A 25,237-nucleotide genomic window follows, 5' to 3' on the forward strand; every position below is an offset into this window, starting at 1 on the left:
CGTTCGCGCCTTATGTCTTCGACATGACCTCAAACCAGACAGAGTCCCGGGGCCGTGTCCTCGTCATCGCCGGGTCCGATTCAGGCGGCGGCGCCGGTATACAGGCCGACATCAAGGCCATCATGGCGATGGGCGGTTATGCCATGACCGCCATAACCGCCATCACGGTCCAGGACACGACCGGTGTCCACGCGGTGCATGCCGTCCCCGTCGAGACGGTCATCGCCCAGATGAGGGTCTGCCTGCGCGATATCGGCGCCGATGCCGTCAAGACCGGCATGCTGGGGCGCGCGGATCTTGTCGAAGAGGCCGCCGAGACGCTGGACGCGCTGGCGCCGGCCGTCCCGCGCATCATCGACCCGGTCATGGTGGCCTCGTCGGGGGACCGGCTGATTGACCGGCGCGCCGTCGAGAGTATCTCGTCGCTCCTCATCCCCAACGCCGCCCTGGTCACACCCAATGCGCCGGAAGCGGAGATCCTGACAGGCAAGTCCGTCGATGGCGTCAACGGTCAGAGACGGGCGGCAGAAGCCTTGCTGGAACGGGGCGCGAAAGGGGCGCTGGTCAAGGGCGGCCACGTGCCCGGAAGTCCGATCACGGATGTGCTGCAGACCGAACATGGCGAATGGCTTTTCGAGAACCGCCGGATCGACACCAGTTCCACCCACGGCACGGGCTGCACACTGGCAAGCGCCATCGCCGCGCGGATTGCGCAGGCCGACGCCATGCAGGAGGCCGTCGAAGCCGGCCGTGACTATCTTTTCAGGGCAATAGAGACCGCCAAAGGCTTCGGGCAGGGACACGGCCCTGTCCATCATGGCTGGAAGCTGGACATGGCCGATGAGCGCTAGCGCCGCATTCCCAGCTGACCTTCGCACCCGGCGCGCCAGATATGACCTCTGGCTGAAAGAAACGGGGCCTGCTGTTGCCCCGCCGGTCCTGGGCCTTGAGCCTGACGCCACGCTCTCGCTCGATGTGGCAGGCCTTGCCGAACGCGGCTGGGACGACCTGCCCCTCCACTGGACGCCTGAAAACGGCAAGGTGCTGCATGGCGGTTATGGAGAGGACCGGGCCATCTATGATGCGCCAGCCTTCCGGGGCGCCGGCGAGCCGCGCACCCTCCATCTCGGTCTCGACATCTTTGCGAGCGCCGGGACAGAGGTCTTCGCGCCGCTGGATGGCTGCGTTCACAGCCTGCAGCGCAATGACAATGAGAAGGATTATGGCCCGACCCTGATCCTGCAGCATGAGACCGGGACCGGTTTCGACCTCTTCACCCTCTATGGGCATCTGGCCGCCGATGTCCTCTCATCCCTGGCGCCGGGTGACGCGGTCGACGCAGGCCAGAAACTGGGCGAACTTGGTGATAGCCACGTAAATGGCGGCTGGGCACCGCATCTTCACTTTCAGGTAATGCTGGACCTTCTGGGCCATAGCGGCGACTTTCCCGGTGTCTGCCGCAAGAGCGAGGCCGATCTCTGGCTGACGCTCTGCCCCGACCCGCGGCCGCTGCTGGGACTGCCGCCCAGAAGCTAGAAGCGGCGGACCATATAGACGCCCAGTAAAAGGAACCCGACGCCGAGCAGACGAAGAGGCGTCGCAGGTCTGACCGCCTGACCGAAGGCCCCGAACTGGTCATAGAGCACAGCGGCGCCAAGCTGACCGGCAATGAAGGCCGCAATCCAGGCGGCAACGCCGATCCTCGGCACAGCCAGCGCCGCCGTTCCGACAACGACGGCCCCCAGCACCCCACCGATCCACACCCACCAGGGCATGTTGCTGGTCGCCTGCGGCAGCTCGAACCTGTTCCCCATTGCCACATTGGCTGCGAGGAGAACCGCCGTGCCCACCGAAAACGAGATCAGCGCGGCCTGCACGGGCCCGCCAATGCCAGATGCCAGACGTCCATTGATTGCGCCCTGGGCTGCCATCAGAGCGCCGCAGACGACCCCAAGTCCGACAAGTATCTGTCCCCAGCCCATATCCTCTCCTTCCGATTGGTCTTCACGCCCGACATGGTCCGATGCCCGCAGGGTGACCACCCATATGATGCGTCAATCGGTTTCTGGACGGCCCCAGCGAACCCCAGAGCGATCCTCAACGATACCTTAGAAAGTCTGGTTTGCGGCGGCCGCATGCCGCCTCTATTGCAGAAGACAGCTTTCTATGAGGAGCCGGGCATGCCGACCACACCGTTTTTCCAGATCGACGCATTTGCCAGCGAAGCCTTCAAGGGCAATCAGGCCTGCGTCATGCCACTCGACGACTTCCTGCCGGACGAAACGCTTCAGGCCATCGCGGCCGAGAATAACGTCGCTGAAACCGCCTTCATCGTTGGGAAAGGTGACGGCGTCTGGGCGCTGCGCTGGTTCACGCCTGAAATCGAAGTCCCCCTTTGCGGACATGCGACGCTCGCGGCGGCACATGTCCTGTTCAGCCATCAAGGCTTTACCGGTGACGAGGTCGCCTTCGACACCGTCAAGTCAGGCCGGCTGAGCGTAAAGCGCGCAAGCACTGGCGGTTATGAAATGGACTTTCCAGTCCCGCCCGTGCACCAGATCGAGGTCACCGAAGAGGTTGTGAATGCTCTCGGCGCGCGCCCCGTCGCAGCCTGGGCAGGTATCTATTATGGGGCGATCTTTGAAACACCTGATCAGATTATCTCGCTTGATCCGGATCTGGCCGCCCTGAAACCTCTGACCATTGGTCAGGAGGGGCATACCGGCTGTTTCGGCTGTCTCGCGCCTGGCGGCGACGGCGTCGATGTTACCAGCCGCTTCTTTGCACCTGGCAGCGGCATTCCGGAGGACCCCGCCACGGGCAGCTGGCACTGTATGGTCGCCGCCATCATGGGGCCGCGCCTCAATCGGGCCTTCGAATGCTACCAGGCCTATCCCGGGCGCGGCGCAAGGATTGGTGTCCATCTGGTCGGCGACCGCGCAAAACTCACAGGGGACGCCGTGACCGTCATTGAGGGCAGTTTCTCGCTCTGAACCAGAAGCCGGGCGCAACATAACCTCTCGCTCAGGCGTTGGATCTGAAGGACACGCCGGGCGGGGAGCAATGCCGATCAAGAGTCGCCATATCCATATCTATGTCATCGCTGTCTGCCTTGTCGCGGTGGCGATCGATCTTGCCATGGCACTCTCAATGGACCGGCAAAGCCTCTTGACCACAACGATCAGCGACCTTGCCGCAGGCGACTATGCCAGCGCACAGGATTTCGGCCTGATCCTGGTCGCCATCGGCGTTACGCTCACGGGATTGGCGATCTGGCGCTCCGGATCAGGCGACTGGCCAGATGGTATGGCGGCGGCCTTGTTCGCGATTGCCGGGCCCTTGATTGTCCTGATCTCGCTTTATGAAGCCTATTCGAAAACCAGCCCGCAAAGCCCCGTCATCCATTACTGGGCTGTCGGCGCCATTGGACTTTCCATTTCCATTGCGCTCGGCCTGCTTGCATGGGCGCGTGGCGATGCGCATCCGGTTTTTCGGTGGGGCACTGGCATCGCTGCCGCCATCTTCCTTGCGGCGGGCGCAGCGACCTTCGGTGTTTCCAACCAGATTATAGGCCTCGTGGAACGGTTCGCCGCCGTCAGTCTCGTCCTCTGGCTCATCGGCTTCCACAGCGCGCGGCTCGCCAACCGGGACTAGCGTGCGCGTCTTGCCCGCCGCTGCGAGAGCCAGACCCCGGCAAGGATGAGGAGAAAGGCGGCCAGCGCATTCCAGCTCTGGGTTTCCCTGAAGAGGAAATAGCCAAGCACGGCCGACATCACCGGAATGACATAGCCTGTAAGCGCAATGAAGGTGGCGCTGGTGCGGGCGACCAGATGCATCAGCAAGATGCCCGCAAAAGCCGTCGATATCGCGCCAAGCCCCAGGACACAGAGAAGCTGCGGCGTGCCGGCGGATACCTCGTTCCAGTCGGTGATTGCGATCATCGGCAAGGAGGAGATGGCCGCAACGCTCAGAAAACCGACCGGCAGGACAATGGGGGGCAAGCGCGGGGCGCCGCGCGCGATGATGCTGTTCACCGCATAGCAGAACGCGCCCACCAGAACGAAAAGCTGGGCGCCAAGCTGAACGTCGAAGCCGCTCAACGCATCCGGCCCCAGAAGAAGCGCAACACCGGCGAAGCCGACCACAAGACCCACCACCTTGGTCTGCGTGATCCGCTCATCCTCAAAGCGAAGGTGCGCGAGCACAGCGGTGAAGAGGGGCGCCGCAGAGATCAAAAGCGCCGCGAGCGAGGAGTCGATGGACTTCTGGCCCAGCGTGATCACATAGAAAGGCACCGCCGTGCCCACCGTGCCCATCCCGAGAATGGCCAGCCACGAGGCCCGGTCCGAGAAGGGCGGCAGGCGCTCCCCGCGCACCAGCATCACCACCCAGAGGATGACCGCCGCAGAGATCAGCCGCCCAGGTATGATCAGGCTCGCCGGGAGCCCGTCAACGGCAACTTTCGTCATCGCGAAGGCGCTTGCCCAGCAGGCCGAAAGCAGGAGGAAAAGCCCCCAGTCGGCGGCGGACCGCTCAGTGGACATATTGAATGGGTTTCCTGTCTGACGTGGTGACAAGCGGCTTTGCATCCCTCGCCGGGCCGGGCAAGGCGCTTCTCATAGGAATGTCACAATTGTTCCCCTATGCGGCGGCGCCCAAGTCTGCCATAAGGTCTGCGGGCCAGCCCTCCCCAACGAGGGCCAGCCTATCTGTAAGGATAGGAGTAAAACAGATGACCAATACCCCCAAGCCGGAGATGCGTCCGGCATGCCCGCACTTTTCTTCAGGGCCAACTGCCAAACGCCCCGGATTTTCCCTCTCACAACTTGAAACGGCCGCCTTTGGACGCTCACACCGCTCCAAGGATGCCAAGGCGAAGCTCAAGGAAGCGATTGATCGTACCAAGGCGATCCTGAAGCTGCCTGAGGATTACCGTGTCGCGATCGTGCCCGCCTCTGATACTGGCGCCGTCGAGATGTGTATGTGGTCCATGCTGGGCGCCCGCCCGGTCGACATCTTTGCCTGGGAGAGCTTCGGCAAGGACTGGGTAACCGATGCGCAGAAACAGCTGAAGCTGGATGACTGCGAGATATACGTCGGCGATTATGGCGTCCTGCCCGACTTCAAAAAAGCGCGCGACGATGCCGACATCGTCTTTACCTGGAATGGCACGACCTCGGGCGTCCGCGTCGATGACCATAGCTGGATCAAGCCGAATCCGGACCGGGTCGTGATCTGCGATGCGACCTCAGCCGTGTTCGCGCAGGACATCCCCTTCGAGAAACTCGATGTCATCACCTATAGCTGGCAGAAAGTGCTCGGCGGCGAAGCGGCCCATGGCATGCTGATCCTGTCCCCGAATGCGGTCAAACGCCTCGAGACCTACACGCCGGATCGCCCCCTGCCGAAGGTTTTCCGCATGACCAGCGGCGGCAAGCTGAACGAAGCGCTTTTCGAAGGCGCGACGATCAACACCCCCTCCATGCTGGCGGTTGAGGACTATCTGAAAGCGCTTGACTGGGCCGAGAACGAGGGCGGGCTACCCGGCCTCAAGGCACGCTCCGACAAGAGTCTCAAAATCCTTGAAGACTGGGTCGAAAAGACCGACTGGATCGAGTTCCTCTGCGCGGACCCGAAAGTGCGCTCCAATACAGGCGTGACCTTCCGCATTGCCGATCCACGCGTCGCAAAGCTCGACACGGCAGGCCAGGAAGCCTTCGTCAAGAAGCTCGTTGCGCTTCTGGAGAAGGAAGGCGTCGCCTTCGACTTCAACGCCTACAACAAGGCGCCTCCGGGCCTGCGCATATGGGTCGGCTCCACGGTCGAGCCCTCCGATGTCGAAAAGCTCCTGCCATGGCTAGACTGGGCCTTCGCGACCGTCGCGGAAGAGCTTCAGGACGCCTGATAATCTCAAAGTTTCCGATCATCCCGGCGAAAGCCGGGATCTCGGTCCGCAAAGGATGACACTTGCGGCACGAGGTCCCGGATCAAGTCCGGGACGATCGGCTGTATTTCACAGGAAACCAAACCCATGCCTAAAGTCCTTATCGCTGACGATCTCAGCCAGGCAGCCGTCGATATCTTCACCAATCGCGGCATCGACACAGACATCAAGGTTGGCCTCTCGAAAGACGAGCTGATCAAGATCATCCCCGACTATGACGGCCTTGCCGTGCGGTCGGCCTGCAAGCCCGACGCCGACGTAATTGCGGCGGCGACCAGGCTTAAGGTCATCGGCCGCGCCGGGATCGGTGTCGACAATATCGATATCAAGGCCGCGACCGCCAAAGGCGTCGTGGTCATGAATACGCCCTTCGGCAATGCCGTCACCACTGCCGAGCATGCCATCGCCATGATGTTCGCCGCCGCCCGCCAGATCCCGGCGGCAGATCAAGGCACGCAGGCCGGCAAGTGGCCGAAAAAGAACTTCGTGGGCGTCGAGCTCTCCTACAAGACGCTCGGCCTGATCGGCTGTGGCAATATCGGCGCCCGCGTGGCGGAACGGGCCAAGGGCCTGACCATGAAGGTCGTCGCCTATGATCCCTTCCTGACCGAAGACCGTGCCATCGAACTCGGCGTCGAAAAGGTCGATCTAGATACGCTTCTGACCCGCGCAGACGTCATCACGCTTCACACCCCCCTGACCGACCAGACGCGTAACATCCTGTCTAAGGAGGCGCTTGAGAAAACGAAGAAAGGTCTCATCCTCGTCAACTGCGCCCGTGGCGGACTGGTGGACGAAGACGCGGTGCGCGAGCTTCTGGACAACGGGCACCTTGGCGCCGCCGCCTTTGACGTCTTCGTCGAGGAACCGGCCAAGGAAAACGTTCTCTTCGGTGCGCCCAACTTCATTGCCACACCTCATCTTGGCGCCGCGACCAACGAGGCCCAGGAAAATGTAGCCCTGCAGGTAGCCGAGCAGATGAGCGACTATCTCCTCTCCGGCGCAGTGACGAACGCACTCAACATGCCCTCGGTGACGGCCGATGAGGCCCCGCGCCTCAAACCCTTCATCGAACTGGCAGAAAAGCTCGGACAGTTTGCAGGCCAGATTTCCGACCATGGCTTTGACGATGTCGAAATCGAATATGAAGGCGAGGTTTGCGAACTTAACCGCAAGCCGATCACGGCCGCTGCGCTTGCGGGCCTGCTCCGGGCCTCACGCGGCGATGTGAACATGGTCTCGGCTCCGGCCATCCTTGCCGAGTCGGGCATCCATCATTCTGAGTCCACCACCGAGGACAGCCCCGTCTATGACAGCCTGATCCGCATCCGGGTGAAGGTGCCGCGTACGGCCAATTCCGAGGAGACCGGATGGCGCTCGATTGCGGGTACGGTCTCAGCGGGCCGTCCGCGCGTCGTCGAGGTGAAGGAAATGCCACTGGAGGGCGCCTTCTCGCCGATCACCCTCTACGTCAACAATCTCGACAAGCCGGGCTTCATCGGGGCCCTGGGCGAAATGCTTGGCTCTGCCGGCGTCAATATCGCGACCTTCCACCTTGGACGTCAGGAAAGCGGCGGCGAGGCCATCGCCCTCATCGGCATCGACAGTGAGCCTCCGCAGGAGATGACCGAGAAGCTCGATGCGCTGCCACACGTGCGCTACGCAAAAGTCCTGCACTTCTAGGCCTGCGCGATTGCCATAAGTCCTATGCCTGCCCCGGAGGTGGATTCCGGGGCAGGTTTCCTATCTGTCGCAACGTCAACGAATTTACGGAGCGACAGACATGACCAAACTCGCAATCGTCTACCATTCCGGCTATGGCCACACCGCAAAAGTGGCCGAACACGTCGCCACGGGCGCCCGCAGTGTCAGCGGTGTCGAGGTCGATGTGCTGAAAGCCGATGATCTTGCCAGCGCCGAGGAAGGCCCCTGGGACACGCTGGCCGCCGCCGACGGTATCATCTTCGGCTCGCCCACCTATATGGGCTCCAGCTCATCGGTCTTTAAAGCCTTCTCGGAAGCCTCCTCGAAGATCTGGATGAATGGCGGCTGGCGCGACAAGATCGCCGCAGGCTTCACCAATTCCGGGTCGCTGGCGGGCGACAAGCTCAACACGCTGCAGGAACTGATGATCCTGGCCGGCCAGCACGGGATGATCTGGGCCAATTACGGCGCCTTTCCCGGCTATAATACCAGCACGAGCGACTTTGAGGGCGCCTGGAACCGCGCCGGACACATGGTCGGCCTTGGCACGCAGGCCCTGACGGATCTTCCAGCAGACCAGACCCCGGACCAGGCAGATCTCGAAACCTCTGAGGATTTCGGCAAGCGGATCGGCGAAATCACGCGCCGCTGGGTTGCAGGGAAGTCATAGCGCCCGGCCGATCGGCGCCCTTCAGCGTTTATATCCTTGACCTCGGGCTCGCGCGGCACTCTCTGGAACCGTCCATTATTCAAGAGGGGGTTTCCCATGAAACGTCTGATCGCGCTTGCCCTTGGCACAACCGCGCTCGCGGCGCCGGCCAGTGCCCAATTTGTTGAGGAGGCACGCCTCGGGGTGATGCAGCACAATATCTGTGTCATCGACTGCAAGAATGCCGACAAGGAAGACGGCCCCAACGTGCAGGCCGAACTGGTCTTCGCTGGCCCGGACATCTTCCGCTACATCGCCAGTCCGCGCCCCTATGTCATGGGATCGCTGAACACAGCGGGTGATACCAGCTTCGGCGGCTTTGGCCTTCTCTGGAACTGGGACTTTGCAACAAAATGGTCGCTGGAGCCCAGCCTTGGCTATGTCATCCATGATGGCGCGCTGGAAAGCCCCTTCCCGCAGGGCGATCCGCGCAGTGATGCCTTTGCCCAGGAAAACATCTATTTCGGCTCAAAGGACCTCTTCCGCACGGGTCTCGCCCTGAACCGCGACTTCGGCCCCAATTGGGGCATGCAGGTTCTTTACGAGCACCTGTCCCACGGTCAGATTCTTGGCAATGGCCGCAATCAGGGCGTCGACAGTGTTGGTGTGCGCGCCTACTGGCGGCTCGGGCAGTAAGGCCCGCGCGCCTTACGCTTCGTCAGCCTTGCAACCCGTCCCGATAAGGCGAATCCTCCCTGGAAAGCAGACATTCCAGGGAGGTTTGCATGGCGAAGAAACATGCCATCATTATCGGGTCAGGCCTTGGCGGCCTGACCGCCGCTATCAAGCTGCAGGAAGACGGACACAGTTTCGATCTCATCGACCGCAATCCCAAGGTCGGCGGCACATGGTATGAGAACTCCTACCCTGGCTGCGCCTGCGATGTGCCGGTCGCGCTTTATCAGCTCTCCTTCGCTCAAAGCATCAACTGGACGCGGACCTACCCGCAGGGCCCGGAGATTCAGGCCTATGCCGAAGAAATCGCCGAACGCTATCAGCTTGCCCCCAACATGCATCTTGGCGATGAGGCGATCAGCGCCGAATGGGATGACAGCGCCAAGTCGTGGACGGTGCAGACGGCAAGCGGCAAGACCTTCACAGGCGACATCCTTGTCGGGGCCCTCGGCCAGCTGAACCGCCCGAACTGGCCGAAAATTGACGGTCTGGACACGTTCAAGGGCGCGAAAATGCATTCGGCCCGCTGGGATCATTCGGTCTCATGGGAAGGAAAGCGCGTCGCCGTTATCGGCTCTGCCGCGAGCGCCGTGCAGATCATCCCTGAAGTCGCAAAGACCGCCGCGCAGCTAACTGTCTTTCAGCGCACACCGAACTGGGTCGTGCCGCGCCGGGACGTGCCGGTCTCGCCGCAGGAACAGGCGCTCATGTTCACAGAACCTGAGACGGCAATGGATATCGGTGCGCGTTCGCGCCAGCTCATGTACGACAATGCCGACCATTTCTTCTGGCAGGTCTTTCAATGGACGCAGGCCGGACGCGAGGCCTACACCGCCATTGCCACGAACCATCTGAACGATCAGGTCCGCGATCCGGAGCTGCGCAAGAAGCTCACCCCGGACTATCCTGTCGGCTGCCGCCGCATCCTGATCTCGGACGATTATTTCCCGGCCCTCCAGCGCGACAATGTCGAGCTGGTGACGTCCGGCCCGGAAAAGATCGACGAGACCGGTATCACTGCGCCGGACGGCACGCATCGCGAATTCGACATTCTGGTCTTCGCGACCGGCTTCGAGACGACAGAGTGGAAATGGTCGGTCAATGTGAAAGGCGTGGACGGTGGACATTTGAACGATGTCTGGGCCGATCACCCATCGGCTTATGCCGGCATTACCGTTTCGGGCTTTCCGAACCTTTTCGTCCTCTATGGCCCCAATACCAATCTCGGGCACAACTCCATCACCTTCATGCTGGAGCGTCAGGTCGAGTATATGATGAAGGCAATCGAGGCGATGGACGCGCAATCCGCGAAGTCGATGATGCCAAAGAAGTCGGCACAGGACGCCTGGAACAAGCGGATATAGGCGGACCTGAAGAAGACCGTCTGGGCCGACCCGGCCTGCAATTCCTGGTACAAGACCGAGGACGGCCTCATTACGCAGAACTGGTCATCGCATACCCGGGACTATGCCAGCGAAGTCGAGGAGGTGAAGGTCGAGGACTACGAACTCGCCTGATCGGCGCGAAAGCCGCATCTGCGCTCTTGAAATCCGCCCCTAAACCCTTTCAGTGGCGCACTGGATTTCAAGGAGCAGCTATCCATGGCAGGTGTGGTCGTCGTCGGGGCCCAATGGGGCGATGAAGGCAAAGGCAAGATCGTCGACTGGCTGTCGAGCCGGGCCGATACGGTGGTGCGTTTCCAGGGCGGCCACAATGCCGGCCACACGCTCGTCATCGGCAACAAGACCTTCAAGCTGAACCTTCTGCCGTCCGGCGTCGTGCGCGGTGGCAAGCTGTCCGTCATTGGCAATGGTGTCGTGGTCGATCCCTGGCAGCTGCTGTCTGAAATCGAAGGCATGGGAAAGGAGGGCGTCAAGCTGGGGCCCGACGATCTGATCCTGGCCGACAATGCCTGCCTCATCCTGCCATGGCACAAGGATATCGATGCGGCCCGCGAAGCCGCCCTCGGCGAGTCGAAGATCGGCACGACGAAACGCGGTATCGGCCCGGCCTATGAAGACCGTGTCGGCCGGCGCGCCATCCGTGTTGCCGATCTCGAAGATCCTGCCGCGCTGGATCTCAAACTGGAACGGCTGCTGGCCCACCATAGACCGCTGCGCGCCGGTCTGGATCTTCCTGAACCCGATGCTGACGCGCTGAAGGCCGAGCTTCTTGAGCTGGCGCCCAAGGTCCTTCCATTCGCGCGGCCTGTCTGGAAACTGCTCGACGAACAGGTCAAGCTTGACCGCCGCATCCTGTTTGAAGGCGCCCAGGGCGTCATGCTGGATGTCGATCACGGCACCTACCCCTTTGTGACCTCCTCCAACGTCGTCGCCGGCAATGCGGCAGCTGGCGCCGGGGTCGGGCCGAGCGCGATTTCCTATGTGCTGGGGCTTGCCAAGGCGTACACGACCCGCGTCGGGTCGGGCCCCTTCCCGACAGAGCAGGACAATGAAATCGGCCAGCGCCTCGGCACAGTTGGTCATGAGTTCGGGACCGTTACCGGCCGTGCCCGCCGCTGTGGCTGGTTCGACAGCGTCATGGTCCGCCAGGCCTGCGCCACGTCCGGCGTCAGTGGGCTCGCTCTCACCAAGCTGGACGTCCTCGATGGCTTTGAAGAGATCAAGGTCTGCGTCGGCTACAGGCTGAATGGCAAGGAAATCGATTACTTTCCCGCCGGCCTCACACATCAGGCCGCTGTCGAGCCGATTTATGAAACGATGGAAGGGTGGAAAGACTCCACGAAAGGCGCGCGCAGCTGGGCAGACCTTCCCGCCGAAGCGGTGAAATATGTTCGAAGGCTGGAAGAACTCGTCGGCAAACCCTGCGCCCTGGTCTCGACATCGCCAGAACGGGAAGACGTTATCCTGATGAGGGACCCGTTCGAACGAGGCTAGGCACGCCTAGTCCTCCGGATTTGATGCATCCTTTATGAAACCGCCCGTCAGATTGATCAGATAGGCGCTTGCGCCGACGCGGACCCATTCATAGCCCTTCTTCGGCTTTTTCAGCCCGGCGCCCTTCCAGTCGTCTATGATTTCCCCGCGATACTGCACGGGAAGGTAATCGCCACGTTCGAAGCTGACGGCGCCCTCATCGGAGGAATCCTCGGCCGCGTCAGGATTGTCATAGGATGCAGGTGGCCCCGCCTGGCCTTCTAGGGCCAGCAAGAGCGCGGCGGCTGCGAGCAGGGTCATCTTTAACATCGGTTACTCCGTTTCAAAATAGGAACGGCCCTCACGATCCTGCGGTTCCCGGGCGCGGACAGAAGTCCTGCGGGCGAGGCGCCCCCCCTCCGCTCAGCGGCTCTGCCGGCTTGCGTGGATATGAGCCAGCGCAACAGCCCCTGCGGTCGATACATTGATACTGTCGAAGTCGCCTGCCATCGCGATCCGCACCGGCGTGCTCCGGGCGATCAGCCCGTCCGCGAGTCCCGGCCCCTCCGGGCCGAGCAGAACCGCTGTCTTCCGCGCCGGCCGCTTTTCGTGAAGTAATTCACTGCCCGCGCGGGGTGTCATGGCCCAGACCTCATATCCTGCCTCTTCAAGCCAGGAGAGATGGTCTTCACTGGACCCGCCATGGAGAAAGGGCAGCCAGAGGGCAGCGCCCGCGGAGACCCGGATCGATTTTCGATAGAGCGGATCACAACTACGCTCATCCAGAAGCACGCCGCCTGCCCCGAAGGCGGCCGCATTGCGGAAGGCCGCGCCCACATTGTCATGATTGGAGAGCCCGTTCAGGACCAGAAGCGTTGGGGCCCCCAACAACGCCTCGCGAGAGACGGGCGCCCCCTTCCTTGCGCAGGCCAGTATGCCGCGATGCATGGGAAAGCCGGCCACTGCATCCAACACCTCCTGCGGCGCGGCATAGACCGGCACACCGTCCGGCACCTGCGCGAGCATGCCTGCCAGCGGCTCAAGCCGGGACTCAGCAAGGAAGACACTATCGACGGCAAAACGCGACTTCGACAGGAGAATGCCGAGTGTGACCTTCCCCTCCACAATAAACCGGCCATCGGACCCGCCCGTCAGGTCCCGCTCACGGATCGAGACATAGGGCGCGATGCGCGGATCGGCAGGGTCGGTGATTGGAATGGGCGCCATAACTCTGGCTTGGTGGCACAAAGCAGGACACCCGGCCAGTCTTCCCGGCCGGGTGTCCATCTGTTCTCATTTGACTGCAGATCAGGCGCCGACGGGCAGGCCCTGCTCCTTGGCCATACGCTTCATGGCCTTCTGGATCTTCTCGAAGGCGCGCACCTCAATCTGCCGGATGCGCTCACGCGAGACATTATATACCTCTGACAGCTGCTCCAGCGTCTTTGGCTCGTCGGTCAGGCGGCGCTCCTGAAGGATGTGCTGTTCGCGCTCTGAAAGGTCCGCCATGGCTTCCTGAAGCAGCTCCATCCGGCTGTCGAATTCCTGACGGTTGGCATAGGTGTCGGCCTGGCCCGGCTCATCATCGGTGAGCCAGTCCTGCCACTCCATGTCGCCTTCCTGGCCCATGGGCGCATTCAGAGAGGCATCAGAGCCACTCATGCGGCCATTCATGCTCAGAACGTCCTTTTCGGAGACGTTGAGGCGGGTTGCAATCTCGTTGACCTGTTCGGGGTTGAGATCGCCGCTTTCCAGCGCATTGATCTCACCCTTGATGCGGCGAAGATTGAAGAAGAGCTTTTTCTGGGCGGCCGTGGTGCCGAGTTTCACAAGGCTCCAGCTGCGCAGGATATATTCCTGGATCGCGGCGCGGATCCACCACATCGCATAGGTCGCAAGACGGAACCCCTTGTCGGGGTCAAACTTCTTGACGGCCTGCATCAGGCCGACATTGCCTTCGGAAATAACCTCCGCCATGGGCAGTCCATAGCCGCGATACCCCATGGCAATCTTGGCCACGAGGCGCAGGTGGGAGGTCACCATCTGCTCGGCAGCGTCGGTGTCCTCATGCTCCTGCCAGCGTTTGGCGAGCATGAACTCCTGCTGCTTCTCGAGCATCGGGAATTTGCGAATCTCGGTCAGATAACGGCTCAGGCCCTGCTCTGGGCTAAGCGCAATCGATGTTTTCAAAGCCATCGGCCTTTTCTCCGTGTCTACAGGTACTGACCCATTCAGGCGGCATCAGTTCCGTATCGGTTCTGGAGAAAGCTTGTAGCCCCGACTCGCGGCGGCGTCTTTCCCCCTGAAGCGCATTTGCATTATCACGCCCTTGCATAAATGGGATACAAACGTGGCGGTTGAAGGGCAAAACGGCTCAAAACCAAGTATTCATAGTAAACGCAGGCCCTGCGTCGAGGCAGCGCATCCCTGCCTGCATGACTTTCCGGCGCGCCCATCCTAAATGGGGTAAAGAAGAGGAAATTTCCGATGACGACCATACTGACAATTGGCTTTTACATCGCCATCGCCGTGCTCGTCGTGGTTCTCGTGCTGGGCATCGCCAATATGACGCGCAGCGATGATGGTCAGGCGAGCCGCTCCAACAAGCTGATGCGCCTGCGCGTTCTCGTCCAGGCTATTGCCATCGCCCTTCTCTGCGCGCTAGCGCTCGCGGTTGGCGCCTTCAACTAGGGCGCCCCAAACTGGAAGAGAGCGCCCAATGGTAAAACTGGACAAGATCTACACCCGTACTGGCGATGCCGGAAAAACGCGCCTCTCCACCGGCGAGCCGGTCGAGAAGTGGAATCCGCGCGTGATCGCCTATGGCAGTGTCGATGAAGTCAATGCCGCGCTGGGCGTTGCCGTCCTGCACGCCGCCGATGACATGGCAGCCCGGCTCAGGCGGATTCAGAACGACCTGTTCGACCTTGGCGCCGACCTTGCCACGCCGGAGCGGGACAAGAAGCTGGGCTTTGAGCCCCTTCGCATCGCCGCGGCCCAGACAGAGCGTCTGGAGCGAGAGATCGACGATATGAACAAGGCGATCGCACCGCTGGACAGTTTTGTTCTCCCCGGCGGCAGCGGCCTTGCGGCCCATCTGCATGTCTGCCGCACAATCTGCCGGCGCGCCGAGCGCGATATTGCGAGACTGGCTTCCGAAGAGCGCGAAATCGTCAGCAAGGAAGCCCTTGCCTTCATCAACCGGCTCTCCGACTGGCTGTTCGTGGCCTCACGCGTGGCCAATGACAATGGGCAATCGGACGTCAAGTGGAAGCCCGGCGCCAACCGCTAGCGGCCGCTTGGCCCACCCACCGGTTCCTGGCCGTCCTTGTCCAGCACCGTGACAAATTGGTCGGCAATATCGGCTGTAAGCGTCTTCAGTGAGTCCCAGTAATGCGCCGGCAGCTGGGCCGCGACGGTTTCCAGAACCGGCGCGGCGTGCCGGTCGCACTGTTTTTTCATCGCCTGCCCTGCCGCCGTCAGCTCGACCTGCTTCGCACGCCTGTCGTGCGCCAGCGTGGCCATGGAGACCAGATCCCGTTTCATCAGCCTGCTCACGGTCGAGGACATGGTCGGCTGGGACACGTTCAGCATCCGGGCCAGCCTGGTGATTGTCTGTGGGCCGGGGCCGTCATCCAGCAGCTTCAGCACCGAATACTGGGCAACCGTCATGGGTTTTGGCAGGTGCGCTGCCACGGCGCAGTCGGCAAGATGCGCCAGCCTGGCGACCTCGCTTAGTGCATTTGCCGCCTGTTTTGCAGCCAGGTGGGCGCCGGCCAGGTGATCATCGTCTGCGGGCATTTTTTGCGTTCCCTCTCCCAGTTGGAAACGGGTAATGCCATCCGCGGCCTTTGGAGGATTAAGTTTTGAAAAATGAGGCCGATTCAAAGCAGTCACTGCCGTCGCGCCCATGGATGCTGAAACAGAAGCAGGCCGCCAGATCGCACTTTCCGGGTTGAGCTTCAGCCACTTCGAAGGCATTGAAACAGCCATGACAGACACACCTCCAGACCGCCTGAGCCTCAATCCTCGCAGCCGCTACTACGACCCGGAGCTGATCCAGCGCGGCGTCGGCGTCCGTTTCAAGGGAGAGGAGCGCACCAACGTCGTCGAATATTGCCTCTCCGAAGGCTGGATCAAAGTGGCCGCAGGCAAATCGGTGGACCGCAAGGGCAACCCGCTGACCCTTACGCTGAAGGGCCCGGTCGAGGTCTGGTTTGAGGATGTGGAGAAGCCGCAGGACTGATCCGCCACCCGCCGCACAGCCGCTGATTATAGCGGCGAAATGACCTTGACGCGAGCAGCACGCTTGATTGTTGCAACCGCCTTCTCTAGGTCATCTCCAGTTAAACAGGGATAAGACAGGAGCTCGCCGATGAAGGTGCTCGTACCCGTAAAACGGGTCATCGATTACAATGTTAAGGTCCGCGTGAAGTCCGACGAGAGCGGCGTTGACCTTGCCAACGTGAAAATGTCCATGAACCCCTTCGACGAGATTTCGGTCGAGGAAGCGGTTCGGCTGAAGGAAAAAGGCGTTGTCGAGGAAGTCGTCGTCGTCTCCATCGGGCCGCAACAGGCACAGGAAACGCTGCGCACGGCTCTCGCCATGGGCGCCGATCGCGGCATCCTGGTGAAGACCGATGAGACGGTCGAACCGCTCGCCGTCGCCAAGATCCTCCAGAAGGTTGTCGGCGAAGAAAACCCCGACCTTGTGATCCTTGGCAAGCAGGCCATCGATGACGACTCCAACCAGACCGGCCAGATGCTTGGCGCGCTGCTCGACTGGCCGCAAGGCACCTTTGCCTCGGAAGTGGTTGTCGAGGACGGCAAGATCACCGTCACACGCGAAATCGATGGTGGTCTCCAGACGCTCGCGCTGGAAACCCCGGCCATCATCACGACCGACCTTCGTCTGAACGAGCCGCGTTATGCCTCGCTTCCGAACATCATGAAGGCGAAGAAGAAGCCGATCGATGAGAAGGCCCCGGGCGACTACGGTGTCGACACCGCCGCCCGTCTCAGCGTCGTCAAGGTCACCGAGCCGCCAGAGCGTGAAGCCGGCGAGAAGGTTGAAGACGTCGCTGAACTGGTCTCCAAGCTCAAGACGAAAGGAGCGATCTAATGGCTGTTCTGGTTATTGCTGATCACGACAATGAGTCGCTCTTCGATGCGACCCACAAGACCGTCACGGCCGCTGCGGCTTTCGGCGGCGACATCGACGTGCTGGTTGCTGGCAAGGACGCATCTGGCGTCGCTGAAGCTGCCGCCAAGATCGACGGTGTCCGCAAGGTGCTTCACGCCGATGGCGAGCCTTATGAAAAGCAGCTCGCCGAGGCGATGGAAGCGCTCGTCGTTCCGCTGATGGATGGCTATGACGCGGTCTTCGCGCCAGCCACCACCATGGGCAAGAACTGCGCGCCCCGCATCGCGGCCAAGCTGGACGTCATGCAGCTTTCCGACATCTCCGATGTGATTGATGCCGACACGTTCGAGCGTCCGATCTATGCCGGTAACGCCATGATGACGGTGAAATCTTCCGACGCCAAGAAGGTCGTGACCGTACGCGGCGCCTCCTTCGATGCGGCTGGCGAAGGCGGCTCTGCCTCTGTCGAAACGATCGACGCCCCGGCAGGCCCGTTCAAGTCGGCCTTCGTTGAGGAGCGTATCGTTCAGTCCGACCGTCCGGAACTCACCTCCGCCAAGCGGATCGTTTCCGGTGGCCGTGCGCTCGGCTCGAAAGAGGATTTCGAGAAATATATCACGCCGCTTGCTGACAAGCTCGGTGCGGGTATCGGTGCATCGCGCGCCGCTGTCGATGCTGGCTATGCCCCGAACGACTATCAGGTCGGCCAGACAGGCAAGATTGTCGCGCCGGAGCTTTACATCGCTATCGGCATCTCGGGCGCCATCCAGCACCTTGCTGGCATGAAGGACTCCAAGATCATCGTTGCGATCAACAAGGACGAAGAAGCCCCGATCTTCCAGGTTGCCGATTACGGCCTCGTGGCAGACCTTTTCAACGCCGTGCCGGAACTGACCGACGCGCTGTAGGCTTTGAGCCCGATCCATAAGGAAAAGCCCCGGACGTTTGGCGTCCGGGGCTTTTTTTAGACCGTTTCAAGTTCCTGCATGACCTCGTCCATGAGAGCCCCGATCTCGGTATTGAGCACCAGGCTGGCATAGGGGTCGAGGTCGGTCGGCTCGCGGTTGACGATCACGAGGCGCGCCCCTGCGCGGGCCGCGAGGACCGGTATACCGGCTGCCGGATAGACCACCAGCGACGAGCCAAGCACGATACAGAGATCGCACGACTCCGCCTCAGCGGAGGCACGCGCCATCTTCTCTTCCGGCATGGCCTGCCCGAACGAAATTGTGGCGGTCTTCAACAGGCCGGCACAGGCGGCGCAGACAAGCTCTTCGTCATTTTCCCACGGGGCCCGCAGCTCTTCGAATTCGTGGCGCATGCCACATTCAAGGCATTTGGCGTAGGACGCGTTGCCATGGATCTCGATGACCTTCTCATCGGGCACGCCGGCATCCTGGTGGAGATTATCGACATTCTGCGTCACCACCGCGCTGACCTTGCCCTGCCTGACCAGTTCGGCAATCGCCAAATGGCCCGAATTGGGGCTGGCCCCGACCCATCCGGCCGTGCCGTTGAACACCCGCTTCCAGCCCTCACGGCGCGCGTCGCGGTCAGAGACGAAATCCTGATAATAGATCGGCTTCATCTTGGACCAGACCCCGCCAGGGCTTCTGAAGTCAGGAATACCGCTTTCGGTAGAGATGCCCGCGCCTGTGAACACAAGAACGCGGTCGGCGGCGCGGATCATGTCCGCCAGGGTTTTCGCTGTCGCTGTTGTCATGTGGAAACCTTACCCCAGCGCTAGAACAGCATCCAGAGGCCCATGGCGATCATCATGAGATTCTCTGTCAGCGACACAAAGCCGAGCGGGACGTTGGAATTGCCTCCGACGCACGCGCATTTGAGCTCTCGCTTGTCGATATAGACCGCCTTGAAGACAGACACCGCGCCCACGGTGCCGATAAAGATGGCGACCGGAGAGGCGAGCCATATCAGCGCCCCGGCGATCATCAATATGCCGGCGAACGCCTCCGCGAAGGGATAGACAAAGGCGTACCGGACATCCCGCTGGGCGAGGAGGTCATAGCCAAGGAACTGGTTCTGGAAGGCGGTGAGATCCTGAAGCTTCTGGATCGCCAGAATACACATGGAGATCGCAATGAACCACTCGAGCGCCCGGACGGTAAAGATCGTCCCGAAGGCGGCAAAGCTCGCCCCCAGCGCCATGAGGAAGGCCGTCGCAAAGATGGCAATCACCGGCGTATAGCTGGTCTTGCCCTCCTTGTCGGCTGCTGTGGACTTGCCAAAATAGCGGCGCAGATCGTCATGCCCGCCAATCCGCTGGCCATTGATCCAGGTCTGCGGCGTCGTCTCGACGCCATAAGTCTCCTTGAAGGCGTCCGTCTCTTCACGTGTCTTGAGGTAATTGTCCTCAATCTCGAAGCCTTCGCGCTTCAGAAGGTCGCGCGATTTCAGGCCGAAGGGACAGATATGCTTGTCCATGACCATGCGGTAGAGCACAGCCTTGTTGGGGCCGCTGCGCTCTGCGGGGCCTTGCTGCTGAGCAGATCGTTGAGAAGCTTCCGCCTCTTGATGTGTTGTCGTGTCCATACTCAATAGATTGTAACGCGCACGCCTCACGTCCAGTCCCCGCTCCCCCGCCGGGCGTCCTTAGCCTTCTGCGCACAGGGCTTGATATTTGACGCGCTGCACAATCTGACTAGAAGCAGGAGTTTGTATTTTCTTCGCCATTTTGGAGGGCGGAAATGAGTGAGATCAGGCGTGTCGGTGTCGTAGGTGCAGGCCAGATGGGCAATGGTATCGCCCATGTCTGTGCGCTGGCGGGCTATGATGTGCACCTCAACGACATCTCCGACGAAGCCCTCGCCAAGGGCATGGAGACCATCGAGGCCAATATGACCCGGCAGGTCTCGCGGGACATGATTTCCCATGACGAGATGAGCAAGGCGCTTTCCCGGATAAAGACGAGCACAAAACTCGACGGCTTTGACAGTGTCGACCTCGCCATCGAAGCGGCCACTGAAAAGCGCGAAGTCAAGGAAGCAATTTTCAAGACGCTCTGCGACGCCGTTCCCGCTAGCACCTACCTCGCGACGAACACCTCCTCCATCTCGATCACACGCCTCGCCGCGACGACGGACCGGCCGGAAAAATTCATCGGCCTGCACTTCATGAATCCGGTCCCGCTGATGAAGCTGATGGAGGTCATCCGCGGCCTCGCGACAGATCAGGAAACCTATGAGATGGCGCTTGGCTTTGCAGAGCGCCTGAACAAGACCACGACCAACGCCGAAGACTACCCGGCTTTCATCGTGAACCGTGTCCTGGTCCCGATGATCAATGAAGCGGTCTACGCGCTCTATGAAGGTGTGGGCACGGTCGACAGTATCGACACCGCCATGAAGCTTGGCGCGAACCATCCCATGGGCCCGCTCCAGCTTGCAGACTTTATCGGCCTCGATACCTGCCTCTCCATCATGCAGGTCCTGCATGATGGCCTCGCCGACACGAAATACCGGCCCTGCCCGCTTCTGGTGAAATATGTCGAAGCCGGCTGGGTTGGCCGCAAGGCCGGCCGCGGCTTCTACGACTATCGCGGCGACGCCCCGGTCCCCACCAGATAAGACCGGCGCGCCGTTTAAGGCTCCTCAGATTTCGACCGTCCGAATCAGCTCGATCACGGCGAGGATCACTGTATTGACCGCCACGGCGGCAAGGATCATCCCCATAATGCGGCTGACCAGCGCCGCGCCGGCCATTCTGATGACGCGAAGGATGGGCGTCGCAGCCAGCATCAGGATGAGGGCGCAGGCCATGACGAGCAGCATGACCCCCGCCGTCATCGCCTGCTCCTGAATGGAGAAGCGGTTATTGTCGGTCAGGACAACGACCGCGAGGATCGCGCCGGGCGAGGCCAGCGATGGCATGGCCAGCGGAAAGATTGCGACGGAGGAGTGGCCATCCCTTTCGGCCGACCAGCTCTCTGCCTCGCTTTCAGGCTTCGAGTCGCCAAAGATCATGGTCAGCGCGAAAAGCAGAAGCACGATACCGCCGGCGATCTGAAAGGCCGGCAGGCTGATGCCCAGCGCATTGATGAGAAACTGGCCGCCAACCAGAAAGAGCAGCAGTACAAAGGTGGCGGCGATGATTGCCTTCACCGCGATCTTCCATCGATCCGCCGCCGCCACGCCGGCGACGACCGCGATAAAGACCGGGATCGTACCAATCGGGTCGATGACCACCCAGAGCAGCACGAACTGTTCAAGCAAACTATGCGTCATCTTCCTCGCCAAACTGGAATGGGCCAGGCAGGATGCCTGATGGAGCTTCAGATCGCGCTGACGCGGCCAAATACAAGCACTGCGCCCGCATTCACGCCCATGTGTTGCACTCAGGCCCGCGAGAGCAGGTCTTCAGGTCTCACCGTTTGACTAGCTGCGCCAGCGCAGCGTGACCGGTTTGATCGGGTTTTCGAACGGGCGGCTCTCGGTCCTCGACGCCGTCCATTCCTTTTTCAGCGTCCGGTACCATTTGGCCTGCACATCGATATCGTCGATCCAGATCATCGCCTTCTGATATTTCATGCCTTCATTCTGAAGATCGACGATATCACCGTCCTGACGCAGGAATTTGCGCGCCGCCGGCTTGAAGATCGGGATGGCGAGGTTGAGCAGCGGCGCCCCGAAGAACCATGTCACCTGCGTGATCCGCGTCTGCTTTTTGTAGACAGGCGTCAGGCAGGTCAGCGTCAGCAGGCGTGCGGTGTCATTCTCCACGATTTCCCAGCGATAGCCGGGCAGCTGGAAGATGATCTCTGTCGTGACCTTGCCGCCGAACACAGCCTTGTAGGCAAGCGAGTTCGATGATGGCTGATGGCGGTCGATGGCCCAGCCGCGGTCGCGCGGCACAAATGGCTTTTCCTTTAGTTTCAGCCCCGCACTGGGCGGGCGCCACCACCATTGCGAATGCACGAAGGCGACATGGGCCGGGTCCATCAGGCCGACCACGGCATCGTCCATATGCGCGTTGAATGTTTCCTCGATGACGAATTTCGGCGTGTCCGGCAGCTCACCGAAATCCGGCGGCGGCACATCGGGCTCCCCCTCAAACTTCGGGTCATCCGCGATGAAGACGAAGATCATCCCGTTCTTCTCATGCACCGGATAGCGGCGCACGCGGAACCGGCCCGCCTCATAGGGCTGGTCTTCCAGAACGCTCGGCATGTGCCGGCAGACCCCATCGGTCCCGAAGCGCCAGCCATGATAGGGACACTCCACCGTCGGCTCGCCGTCCGTATCCTTCATCTTGCCCGCCGACAGTGGCACCAGCCTGTGCGGACAGATATCGCGCAGCGCGAACGCCTCTCCAGATTCTGTCCGCCCCACCACGATGGGTTGATCGAGCATGATGACATGTTTCAGGCCGCCGGGTTTCAGCGCCTTGGACGGGCACGCCAGATACCAGCTGTCGGTCAGCCAGCCCTCCGGCGTAATGCCGGGCTGGGTCTCCGTCGTCTTGTCGATAAGCGTCTGTGTGTCGGCCATGGGAGGTTTTTATACACCTCCATTCCTAACAGAAACCCTCAATCGCCAGCCGGCTTTACGTATAGGGCAAAACGAGTCGGGGGCGCAGAGCGTTCAAGGCTTTGGCTGTCTCTTCATTGCAGAAGATCAGCACGCTTGCCTGACCGTTGTCGGCGGCCCAGAACCGGCGCCCGTCCCCGATAGTACTCTCAATGTCTTCCGCTAACTCCGCGACGAAGAAAGGGTCTGCCCAGTCGTCTTCAAACCGCAGCTCCTTGTGGACCTCACGTCCACCGAGGACATAGCTCACTCTGGCAATCCGCGCGCCATAGTCGAGTTTGTCAGAAACATCCTCGAAGAGATCTCTCCGCCCCGTTAGTCGCTCAAAATTCTCGATGATCCGGACATAGTCGCCGTCACCTTCGATGGCCTCGAGATCGAAGTTCCATACACGGTCACTGACACGACGGCCCCAGGGTTCGCGCTCGACTTCCGTCCCCATCATGAAGAGAAGCAGGAAATATGGATCGTCACGATAAGCGTCGGCTTCAAACGAGTATAGCAGATCGTCTTTTGTGATCCCCGCGTTAAGCGCGATCCCGAGCTCTGAAAACTCTGACAACTGGTGGTCCAGATCTGGTGCCTCAGCCGGGTTGCGTGTTTCCAATTCGCTACTCCCGTTTGGCGAAGGCGTTTCATCAACTGTCGAACCACCACAGCCAGAGAGTATTCCTAAAGCGCAGCCAATCAGGGCCAGGCCCGCGAATCTGAAGATCAAAAAGTGCTTCAAGCCATCAGTCCCAACACACAATGCCGCTAGTCGCAGCGGCCCAGCCCCGCTATATGGCGGCCCATGACACCCCGCGACAAGATCCGCAATTTTTCCATCGTGGCGCATATCGACCACGGCAAGTCCACCCTCGCTGACAGGTTGATCCAGGTCACCGGCGGCCTTACCGACCGCGAGATGCGCGAACAGGTGCTCGATTCCATGGATATCGAGCAGGAGCGCGGCATCACGATCAAGGCCCAGACCGTCCGGTTGAACTACACGGCCAAGGATGGCGAGACCTATGTCCTGAACCTCATGGACACGCCGGGCCACGTCGACTTCTCCTATGAGGTCAGCCGCTGCCTCGCGGCCTGTGAAGGCTCGCTCCTGGTCGTGGACGCCTCGCAGGGCGTCGAGGCGCAGACCCTCGCCAATGTCTATCAGGCCATCGACCAGGACCATGAGATCGTCCCGGTCCTCAACAAGATCGACCTGCCTGCGGCCGAGCCGGAGCGCGTGAAAGAGCAGATCGAGGATATTATCGGCCTCGACGCGTCCGACGCGATCATGACCTCGGCCAAGAATAATATCGGTATTGAGGATGTCCTCGAAGCCATCGTCACCCGCCTGCCCGCCCCGCCCGAAGGTGACGCCGACAAGCCGCTCAAGGCTTCCCTGATCGATGCCTATTACGACCCCTATCTCGGCGTTGTGGTCATTGTCCGCATTGTCGACGGGGTGATGAAGAAGAAGCAGAAGATCCGCATGATGCGGGCCAAATCGACCTATGAGGTTGACAAGGTCGGCATCTTCGGCCCCAAGCCGACCGATGTCGAAGAGCTCGGCCCGGGCGAGGTCGGCTTCTTCGTCGCCTCGATCAAGGAAGTTGCCGACACGGCTGTTGGCGACACGATCACGGACGAGAAAAACCCCACGGACACGCCCCTCCCCGGCTATAAGGAAGTCGTGCCGATGGTGTTCTGCGGCCTCTTCCCGGTCGACGCAGGCGACTTCGATGATCTGCGCGCCGCCATGTCGAAGCTGCGCCTCAACGATGCGTCTTTTACCTGGGAAATGGAAACCTCTGCCGCGCTCGGCATGGGTTTCCGCTGCGGCTTCCTCGGCCTTCTCCATCTCGAAATCATCCAGGAACGCCTCAGCCGTGAGTTCGACCTCGACCTCATCGCGACCGCCCCCTCGGTGGTCTATGAAATGACCATGACTGACGGCACGGAGCTGGAGCTGCACAACCCCGCAGACATGCCCGACGTGGTCAGGATCGAGGAAATCCGCGAGCCCTGGATCTCAGCGACCATCTATACGCCGGACGACTATCTCGGTTCGATCCTTCAGCTCTGCCAGGACCGCCGCGGCATCCAGAAAGAGCTCTCCTATGTCGGGGGCCGGGCGATGGTGAAGTATGAGCTGCCGCTTAATGAAATCGTCTTCGACTTCTATGACCGCCTGAAGTCCATCTCGAAGGGCTATGCGAGCTTCGATTACGAGATCATCGGCCACCGCGCCGGTAATCTGGTAAAAATGTCGATCCTCGTGAATGACGAGCCTGTCGACGCCCTCTCCATGCTGGTTCACCGTGACCGCGCCGAGGGCCGGGGCCGACAGATGTGTGAGCGCCTGAAGGACCTTATCCCCCGCCAGATGTTCAAGATTCCGATCCAGGCCGCCATCGGCGCCAAGGTCATCGCCCGCGAGACGATCTCGGCCCTGCGCAAGGACGTGACGTCCAAATGTTATGGCGGCGACGCGACCCGCAAACGCAAGCTTCTCGACAAGCAGGCCGCCGGCAAGAAGCGCATGCGCCAGTTCGGCAAGGTCGAAATCCCGCAGGAAGCCTTCGTCGCGGCGCTGCGGATGGATGACGACTAGACGGGCGTCGGCGCCGGTGACGCTTACACCAGCGCTTTGGA

At 61.1% G+C, this 25,237-nt stretch carries 28 protein-coding genes; 17 read left to right on the forward strand and 11 right to left on the reverse strand.

Annotation, left to right across the window (positions count from 1 at the left end):
• The first annotated feature begins 23 nt into the window (after window positions 1–23).
• Window positions 24–851, forward strand: a complete 828-nt coding sequence (gene thiD, locus ABNU55_RS03360; RefSeq protein ID WP_290750940.1) for a bifunctional hydroxymethylpyrimidine kinase/phosphomethylpyrimidine kinase — start codon at window positions 24–26, stop codon at window positions 849–851.
• Window positions 841–1,536 (forward strand): peptidoglycan DD-metalloendopeptidase family protein, encoded by a 696-nt coding sequence (locus ABNU55_RS03365; RefSeq protein ID WP_290750943.1) that lies wholly within the window; start codon window positions 841–843, stop codon window positions 1,534–1,536. Before thiD ends, ABNU55_RS03365 begins: the two co-directional genes overlap by 11 nt.
• Here ABNU55_RS03365 and ABNU55_RS03370 read toward each other — a convergent pair.
• Window positions 1,533–1,982 (reverse strand): DMT family transporter, encoded by a 450-nt coding sequence (locus ABNU55_RS03370; protein ID WP_290750946.1) that lies wholly within the window; start codon window positions 1,980–1,982, stop codon window positions 1,533–1,535. The two genes, ABNU55_RS03365 and ABNU55_RS03370, sit on opposite strands and share 4 nt — an antisense overlap.
• A 198-nt stretch (window positions 1,983–2,180) precedes the next feature.
• On the opposite strand from ABNU55_RS03370, the gene ABNU55_RS03375 reads away from it, so the two are divergent.
• Window positions 2,181–2,993, forward strand: a complete 813-nt coding sequence (locus ABNU55_RS03375; protein WP_290750948.1) for a PhzF family phenazine biosynthesis protein — start codon at window positions 2,181–2,183, stop codon at window positions 2,991–2,993.
• Between the two features lie 70 nt (window positions 2,994–3,063).
• Complete coding sequence (locus ABNU55_RS03380; protein WP_290750950.1) at window positions 3,064–3,654, forward strand: DUF998 domain-containing protein; 591 nt, start codon at window positions 3,064–3,066, stop codon at window positions 3,652–3,654.
• Here ABNU55_RS03380 and ABNU55_RS03385 read toward each other — a convergent pair.
• Window positions 3,651–4,544 carry a DMT family transporter gene (locus ABNU55_RS03385; protein ID WP_290750953.1) on the reverse strand — a complete coding sequence of 298 codons (894 nt, stop codon included), beginning with the start codon at window positions 4,542–4,544 and terminating at the stop codon, window positions 3,651–3,653. The two genes, ABNU55_RS03380 and ABNU55_RS03385, sit on opposite strands and share 4 nt — an antisense overlap.
• A 188-nt stretch (window positions 4,545–4,732) precedes the next feature.
• On the opposite strand from ABNU55_RS03385, the gene ABNU55_RS03390 reads away from it, so the two are divergent.
• From ABNU55_RS03390 to ABNU55_RS03415, 6 genes are all read left to right on the forward strand, one after another.
• Window positions 4,733–5,905, forward strand: a complete 1,173-nt coding sequence (locus ABNU55_RS03390; RefSeq protein WP_290750956.1) for a phosphoserine transaminase — start codon at window positions 4,733–4,735, stop codon at window positions 5,903–5,905.
• 126 nt (window positions 5,906–6,031) lie between these two features.
• Complete coding sequence (gene serA / locus ABNU55_RS03395) at window positions 6,032–7,627, forward strand: phosphoglycerate dehydrogenase (RefSeq protein WP_290750959.1); 1,596 nt, start codon at window positions 6,032–6,034, stop codon at window positions 7,625–7,627.
• 100 nt (window positions 7,628–7,727) lie between these two features.
• Entirely contained in the window at window positions 7,728–8,318 is a 591-nt protein-coding gene (locus ABNU55_RS03400; RefSeq protein WP_290750962.1) for a flavodoxin family protein, read from the forward strand.
• A gap of 96 nt (window positions 8,319–8,414) precedes the next feature.
• The gene (locus ABNU55_RS03405) at window positions 8,415–8,993 is read left to right on the forward strand and encodes an acyloxyacyl hydrolase (RefSeq protein WP_290750964.1); all 579 of its coding nucleotides are present in this window, start codon (window positions 8,415–8,417) and stop codon (window positions 8,991–8,993) included.
• An 89-nt stretch (window positions 8,994–9,082) separates the two neighbouring features.
• Entirely contained in the window at window positions 9,083–10,396 is a 1,314-nt protein-coding gene (locus ABNU55_RS03410) for an NAD(P)/FAD-dependent oxidoreductase (RefSeq protein ID WP_290750966.1), read from the forward strand.
• Window positions 10,397–10,633: 237 nt separating this feature from the next.
• Entirely contained in the window at window positions 10,634–11,929 is a 1,296-nt protein-coding gene (locus tag ABNU55_RS03415) for an adenylosuccinate synthase (protein ID WP_290750969.1), read from the forward strand.
• A gap of 6 nt (window positions 11,930–11,935) precedes the next feature.
• Here ABNU55_RS03415 and ABNU55_RS03420 read toward each other — a convergent pair whose 3' ends face one another.
• The 3 genes from ABNU55_RS03420 to rpoH form a co-directional block, all read right to left on the reverse strand.
• Complete coding sequence (locus ABNU55_RS03420) at window positions 11,936–12,238, reverse strand: RcnB family protein (RefSeq protein ID WP_290750971.1); 303 nt, start codon at window positions 12,236–12,238, stop codon at window positions 11,936–11,938.
• A gap of 93 nt (window positions 12,239–12,331) precedes the next feature.
• Window positions 12,332–13,135, reverse strand: coding sequence for an RNA methyltransferase (locus tag ABNU55_RS03425; RefSeq protein ID WP_290750974.1), 804 nt, complete (start codon window positions 13,133–13,135; stop codon window positions 12,332–12,334).
• A gap of 81 nt (window positions 13,136–13,216) precedes the next feature.
• Window positions 13,217–14,104 carry an RNA polymerase sigma factor RpoH gene (rpoH, locus tag ABNU55_RS03430; RefSeq protein WP_290750977.1) on the reverse strand — a complete coding sequence of 296 codons (888 nt, stop codon included), beginning with the start codon at window positions 14,102–14,104 and terminating at the stop codon, window positions 13,217–13,219.
• Between the two features lie 291 nt (window positions 14,105–14,395).
• On the opposite strand from rpoH, the gene ABNU55_RS03435 reads away from it, so the two are divergent.
• Both ABNU55_RS03435 and ABNU55_RS03440 read left to right on the forward strand, forming a co-directional pair.
• Entirely contained in the window at window positions 14,396–14,599 is a 204-nt protein-coding gene (locus ABNU55_RS03435) for a twin transmembrane helix small protein (RefSeq protein WP_290750980.1), read from the forward strand.
• A gap of 28 nt (window positions 14,600–14,627) precedes the next feature.
• Complete coding sequence (locus tag ABNU55_RS03440) at window positions 14,628–15,200, forward strand: cob(I)yrinic acid a,c-diamide adenosyltransferase (RefSeq protein ID WP_290750984.1); 573 nt, start codon at window positions 14,628–14,630, stop codon at window positions 15,198–15,200.
• On the opposite strand, the gene ABNU55_RS03445 is transcribed toward ABNU55_RS03440, so the two are convergent.
• Complete coding sequence (locus tag ABNU55_RS03445; RefSeq protein ID WP_290750987.1) at window positions 15,197–15,901, reverse strand: MarR family winged helix-turn-helix transcriptional regulator; 705 nt, start codon at window positions 15,899–15,901, stop codon at window positions 15,197–15,199. The two genes, ABNU55_RS03440 and ABNU55_RS03445, sit on opposite strands and share 4 nt — an antisense overlap.
• Between ABNU55_RS03445 and ABNU55_RS03450 the strand changes: the two genes are divergently transcribed.
• The 3 genes from ABNU55_RS03450 to ABNU55_RS03460 all read left to right on the forward strand — a co-directional run bounded on the left by ABNU55_RS03450 (window position 15,900) and on the right by ABNU55_RS03460 (window position 17,959).
• Window positions 15,900–16,154 carry a DUF3297 family protein gene (locus tag ABNU55_RS03450; protein WP_290750990.1) on the forward strand — a complete coding sequence of 85 codons (255 nt, stop codon included), beginning with the start codon at window positions 15,900–15,902 and terminating at the stop codon, window positions 16,152–16,154. The two genes, ABNU55_RS03445 and ABNU55_RS03450, sit on opposite strands and share 2 nt — an antisense overlap.
• Window positions 16,155–16,283: 129 nt before the next feature.
• The gene (locus ABNU55_RS03455; RefSeq protein WP_290750993.1) at window positions 16,284–17,030 is read left to right on the forward strand and encodes an electron transfer flavoprotein subunit beta/FixA family protein; all 747 of its coding nucleotides are present in this window, start codon (window positions 16,284–16,286) and stop codon (window positions 17,028–17,030) included.
• Entirely contained in the window at window positions 17,030–17,959 is a 930-nt protein-coding gene (locus tag ABNU55_RS03460; RefSeq protein WP_290750996.1) for an electron transfer flavoprotein subunit alpha/FixB family protein, read from the forward strand. Before ABNU55_RS03455 ends, ABNU55_RS03460 begins: the two co-directional genes overlap by 1 nt.
• A gap of 56 nt (window positions 17,960–18,015) precedes the next feature.
• On the opposite strand, the gene ABNU55_RS03465 is transcribed toward ABNU55_RS03460, so the two are convergent.
• Together ABNU55_RS03465 and ABNU55_RS03470 are read right to left on the reverse strand one after the other, a co-directional pair.
• A complete protein-coding gene (locus ABNU55_RS03465) occupies window positions 18,016–18,774 on the reverse strand; it encodes a Sir2 family NAD-dependent protein deacetylase (RefSeq protein ID WP_290750999.1) in 759 nt (252 codons plus the stop codon).
• 20 nt (window positions 18,775–18,794) lie between these two features.
• Window positions 18,795–19,502 carry a MauE/DoxX family redox-associated membrane protein gene (locus ABNU55_RS03470; RefSeq protein ID WP_348764259.1) on the reverse strand — a complete coding sequence of 236 codons (708 nt, stop codon included), beginning with the start codon at window positions 19,500–19,502 and terminating at the stop codon, window positions 18,795–18,797.
• 257 nt (window positions 19,503–19,759) lie between these two features.
• On the opposite strand from ABNU55_RS03470, the gene ABNU55_RS03475 reads away from it, so the two are divergent.
• A complete protein-coding gene (locus ABNU55_RS03475) occupies window positions 19,760–20,638 on the forward strand; it encodes a 3-hydroxybutyryl-CoA dehydrogenase (protein ID WP_290751005.1) in 879 nt (292 codons plus the stop codon).
• A gap of 24 nt (window positions 20,639–20,662) precedes the next feature.
• Here ABNU55_RS03475 and ABNU55_RS03480 read toward each other — a convergent pair whose 3' ends face one another.
• The 3 genes from ABNU55_RS03480 to ABNU55_RS03490 form a co-directional block, all read right to left on the reverse strand.
• Window positions 20,663–21,295, reverse strand: coding sequence for a MarC family protein (locus tag ABNU55_RS03480; RefSeq protein ID WP_290751008.1), 633 nt, complete (start codon window positions 21,293–21,295; stop codon window positions 20,663–20,665).
• 150 nt (window positions 21,296–21,445) lie between these two features.
• Window positions 21,446–22,558 carry an aromatic ring-hydroxylating dioxygenase subunit alpha gene (locus ABNU55_RS03485; RefSeq protein ID WP_290751010.1) on the reverse strand — a complete coding sequence of 371 codons (1,113 nt, stop codon included), beginning with the start codon at window positions 22,556–22,558 and terminating at the stop codon, window positions 21,446–21,448.
• Between the two features lie 55 nt (window positions 22,559–22,613).
• Window positions 22,614–23,204 (reverse strand): hypothetical protein, encoded by a 591-nt coding sequence (locus ABNU55_RS03490; RefSeq protein WP_290751012.1) that lies wholly within the window; start codon window positions 23,202–23,204, stop codon window positions 22,614–22,616.
• A 186-nt stretch (window positions 23,205–23,390) separates the two neighbouring features.
• On the opposite strand from ABNU55_RS03490, the gene lepA reads away from it, so the two are divergent.
• Window positions 23,391–25,196 carry a translation elongation factor 4 gene (gene lepA, locus ABNU55_RS03495; protein WP_290751015.1) on the forward strand — a complete coding sequence of 602 codons (1,806 nt, stop codon included), beginning with the start codon at window positions 23,391–23,393 and terminating at the stop codon, window positions 25,194–25,196.
• Window positions 25,197–25,237 lie beyond the last annotated feature (41 nt).

It is taken from the genome of uncultured Henriciella sp. (genome assembly GCF_964005855.1).
GTDB lineage: Bacteria > Pseudomonadota > Alphaproteobacteria > Caulobacterales > Hyphomonadaceae > Henriciella.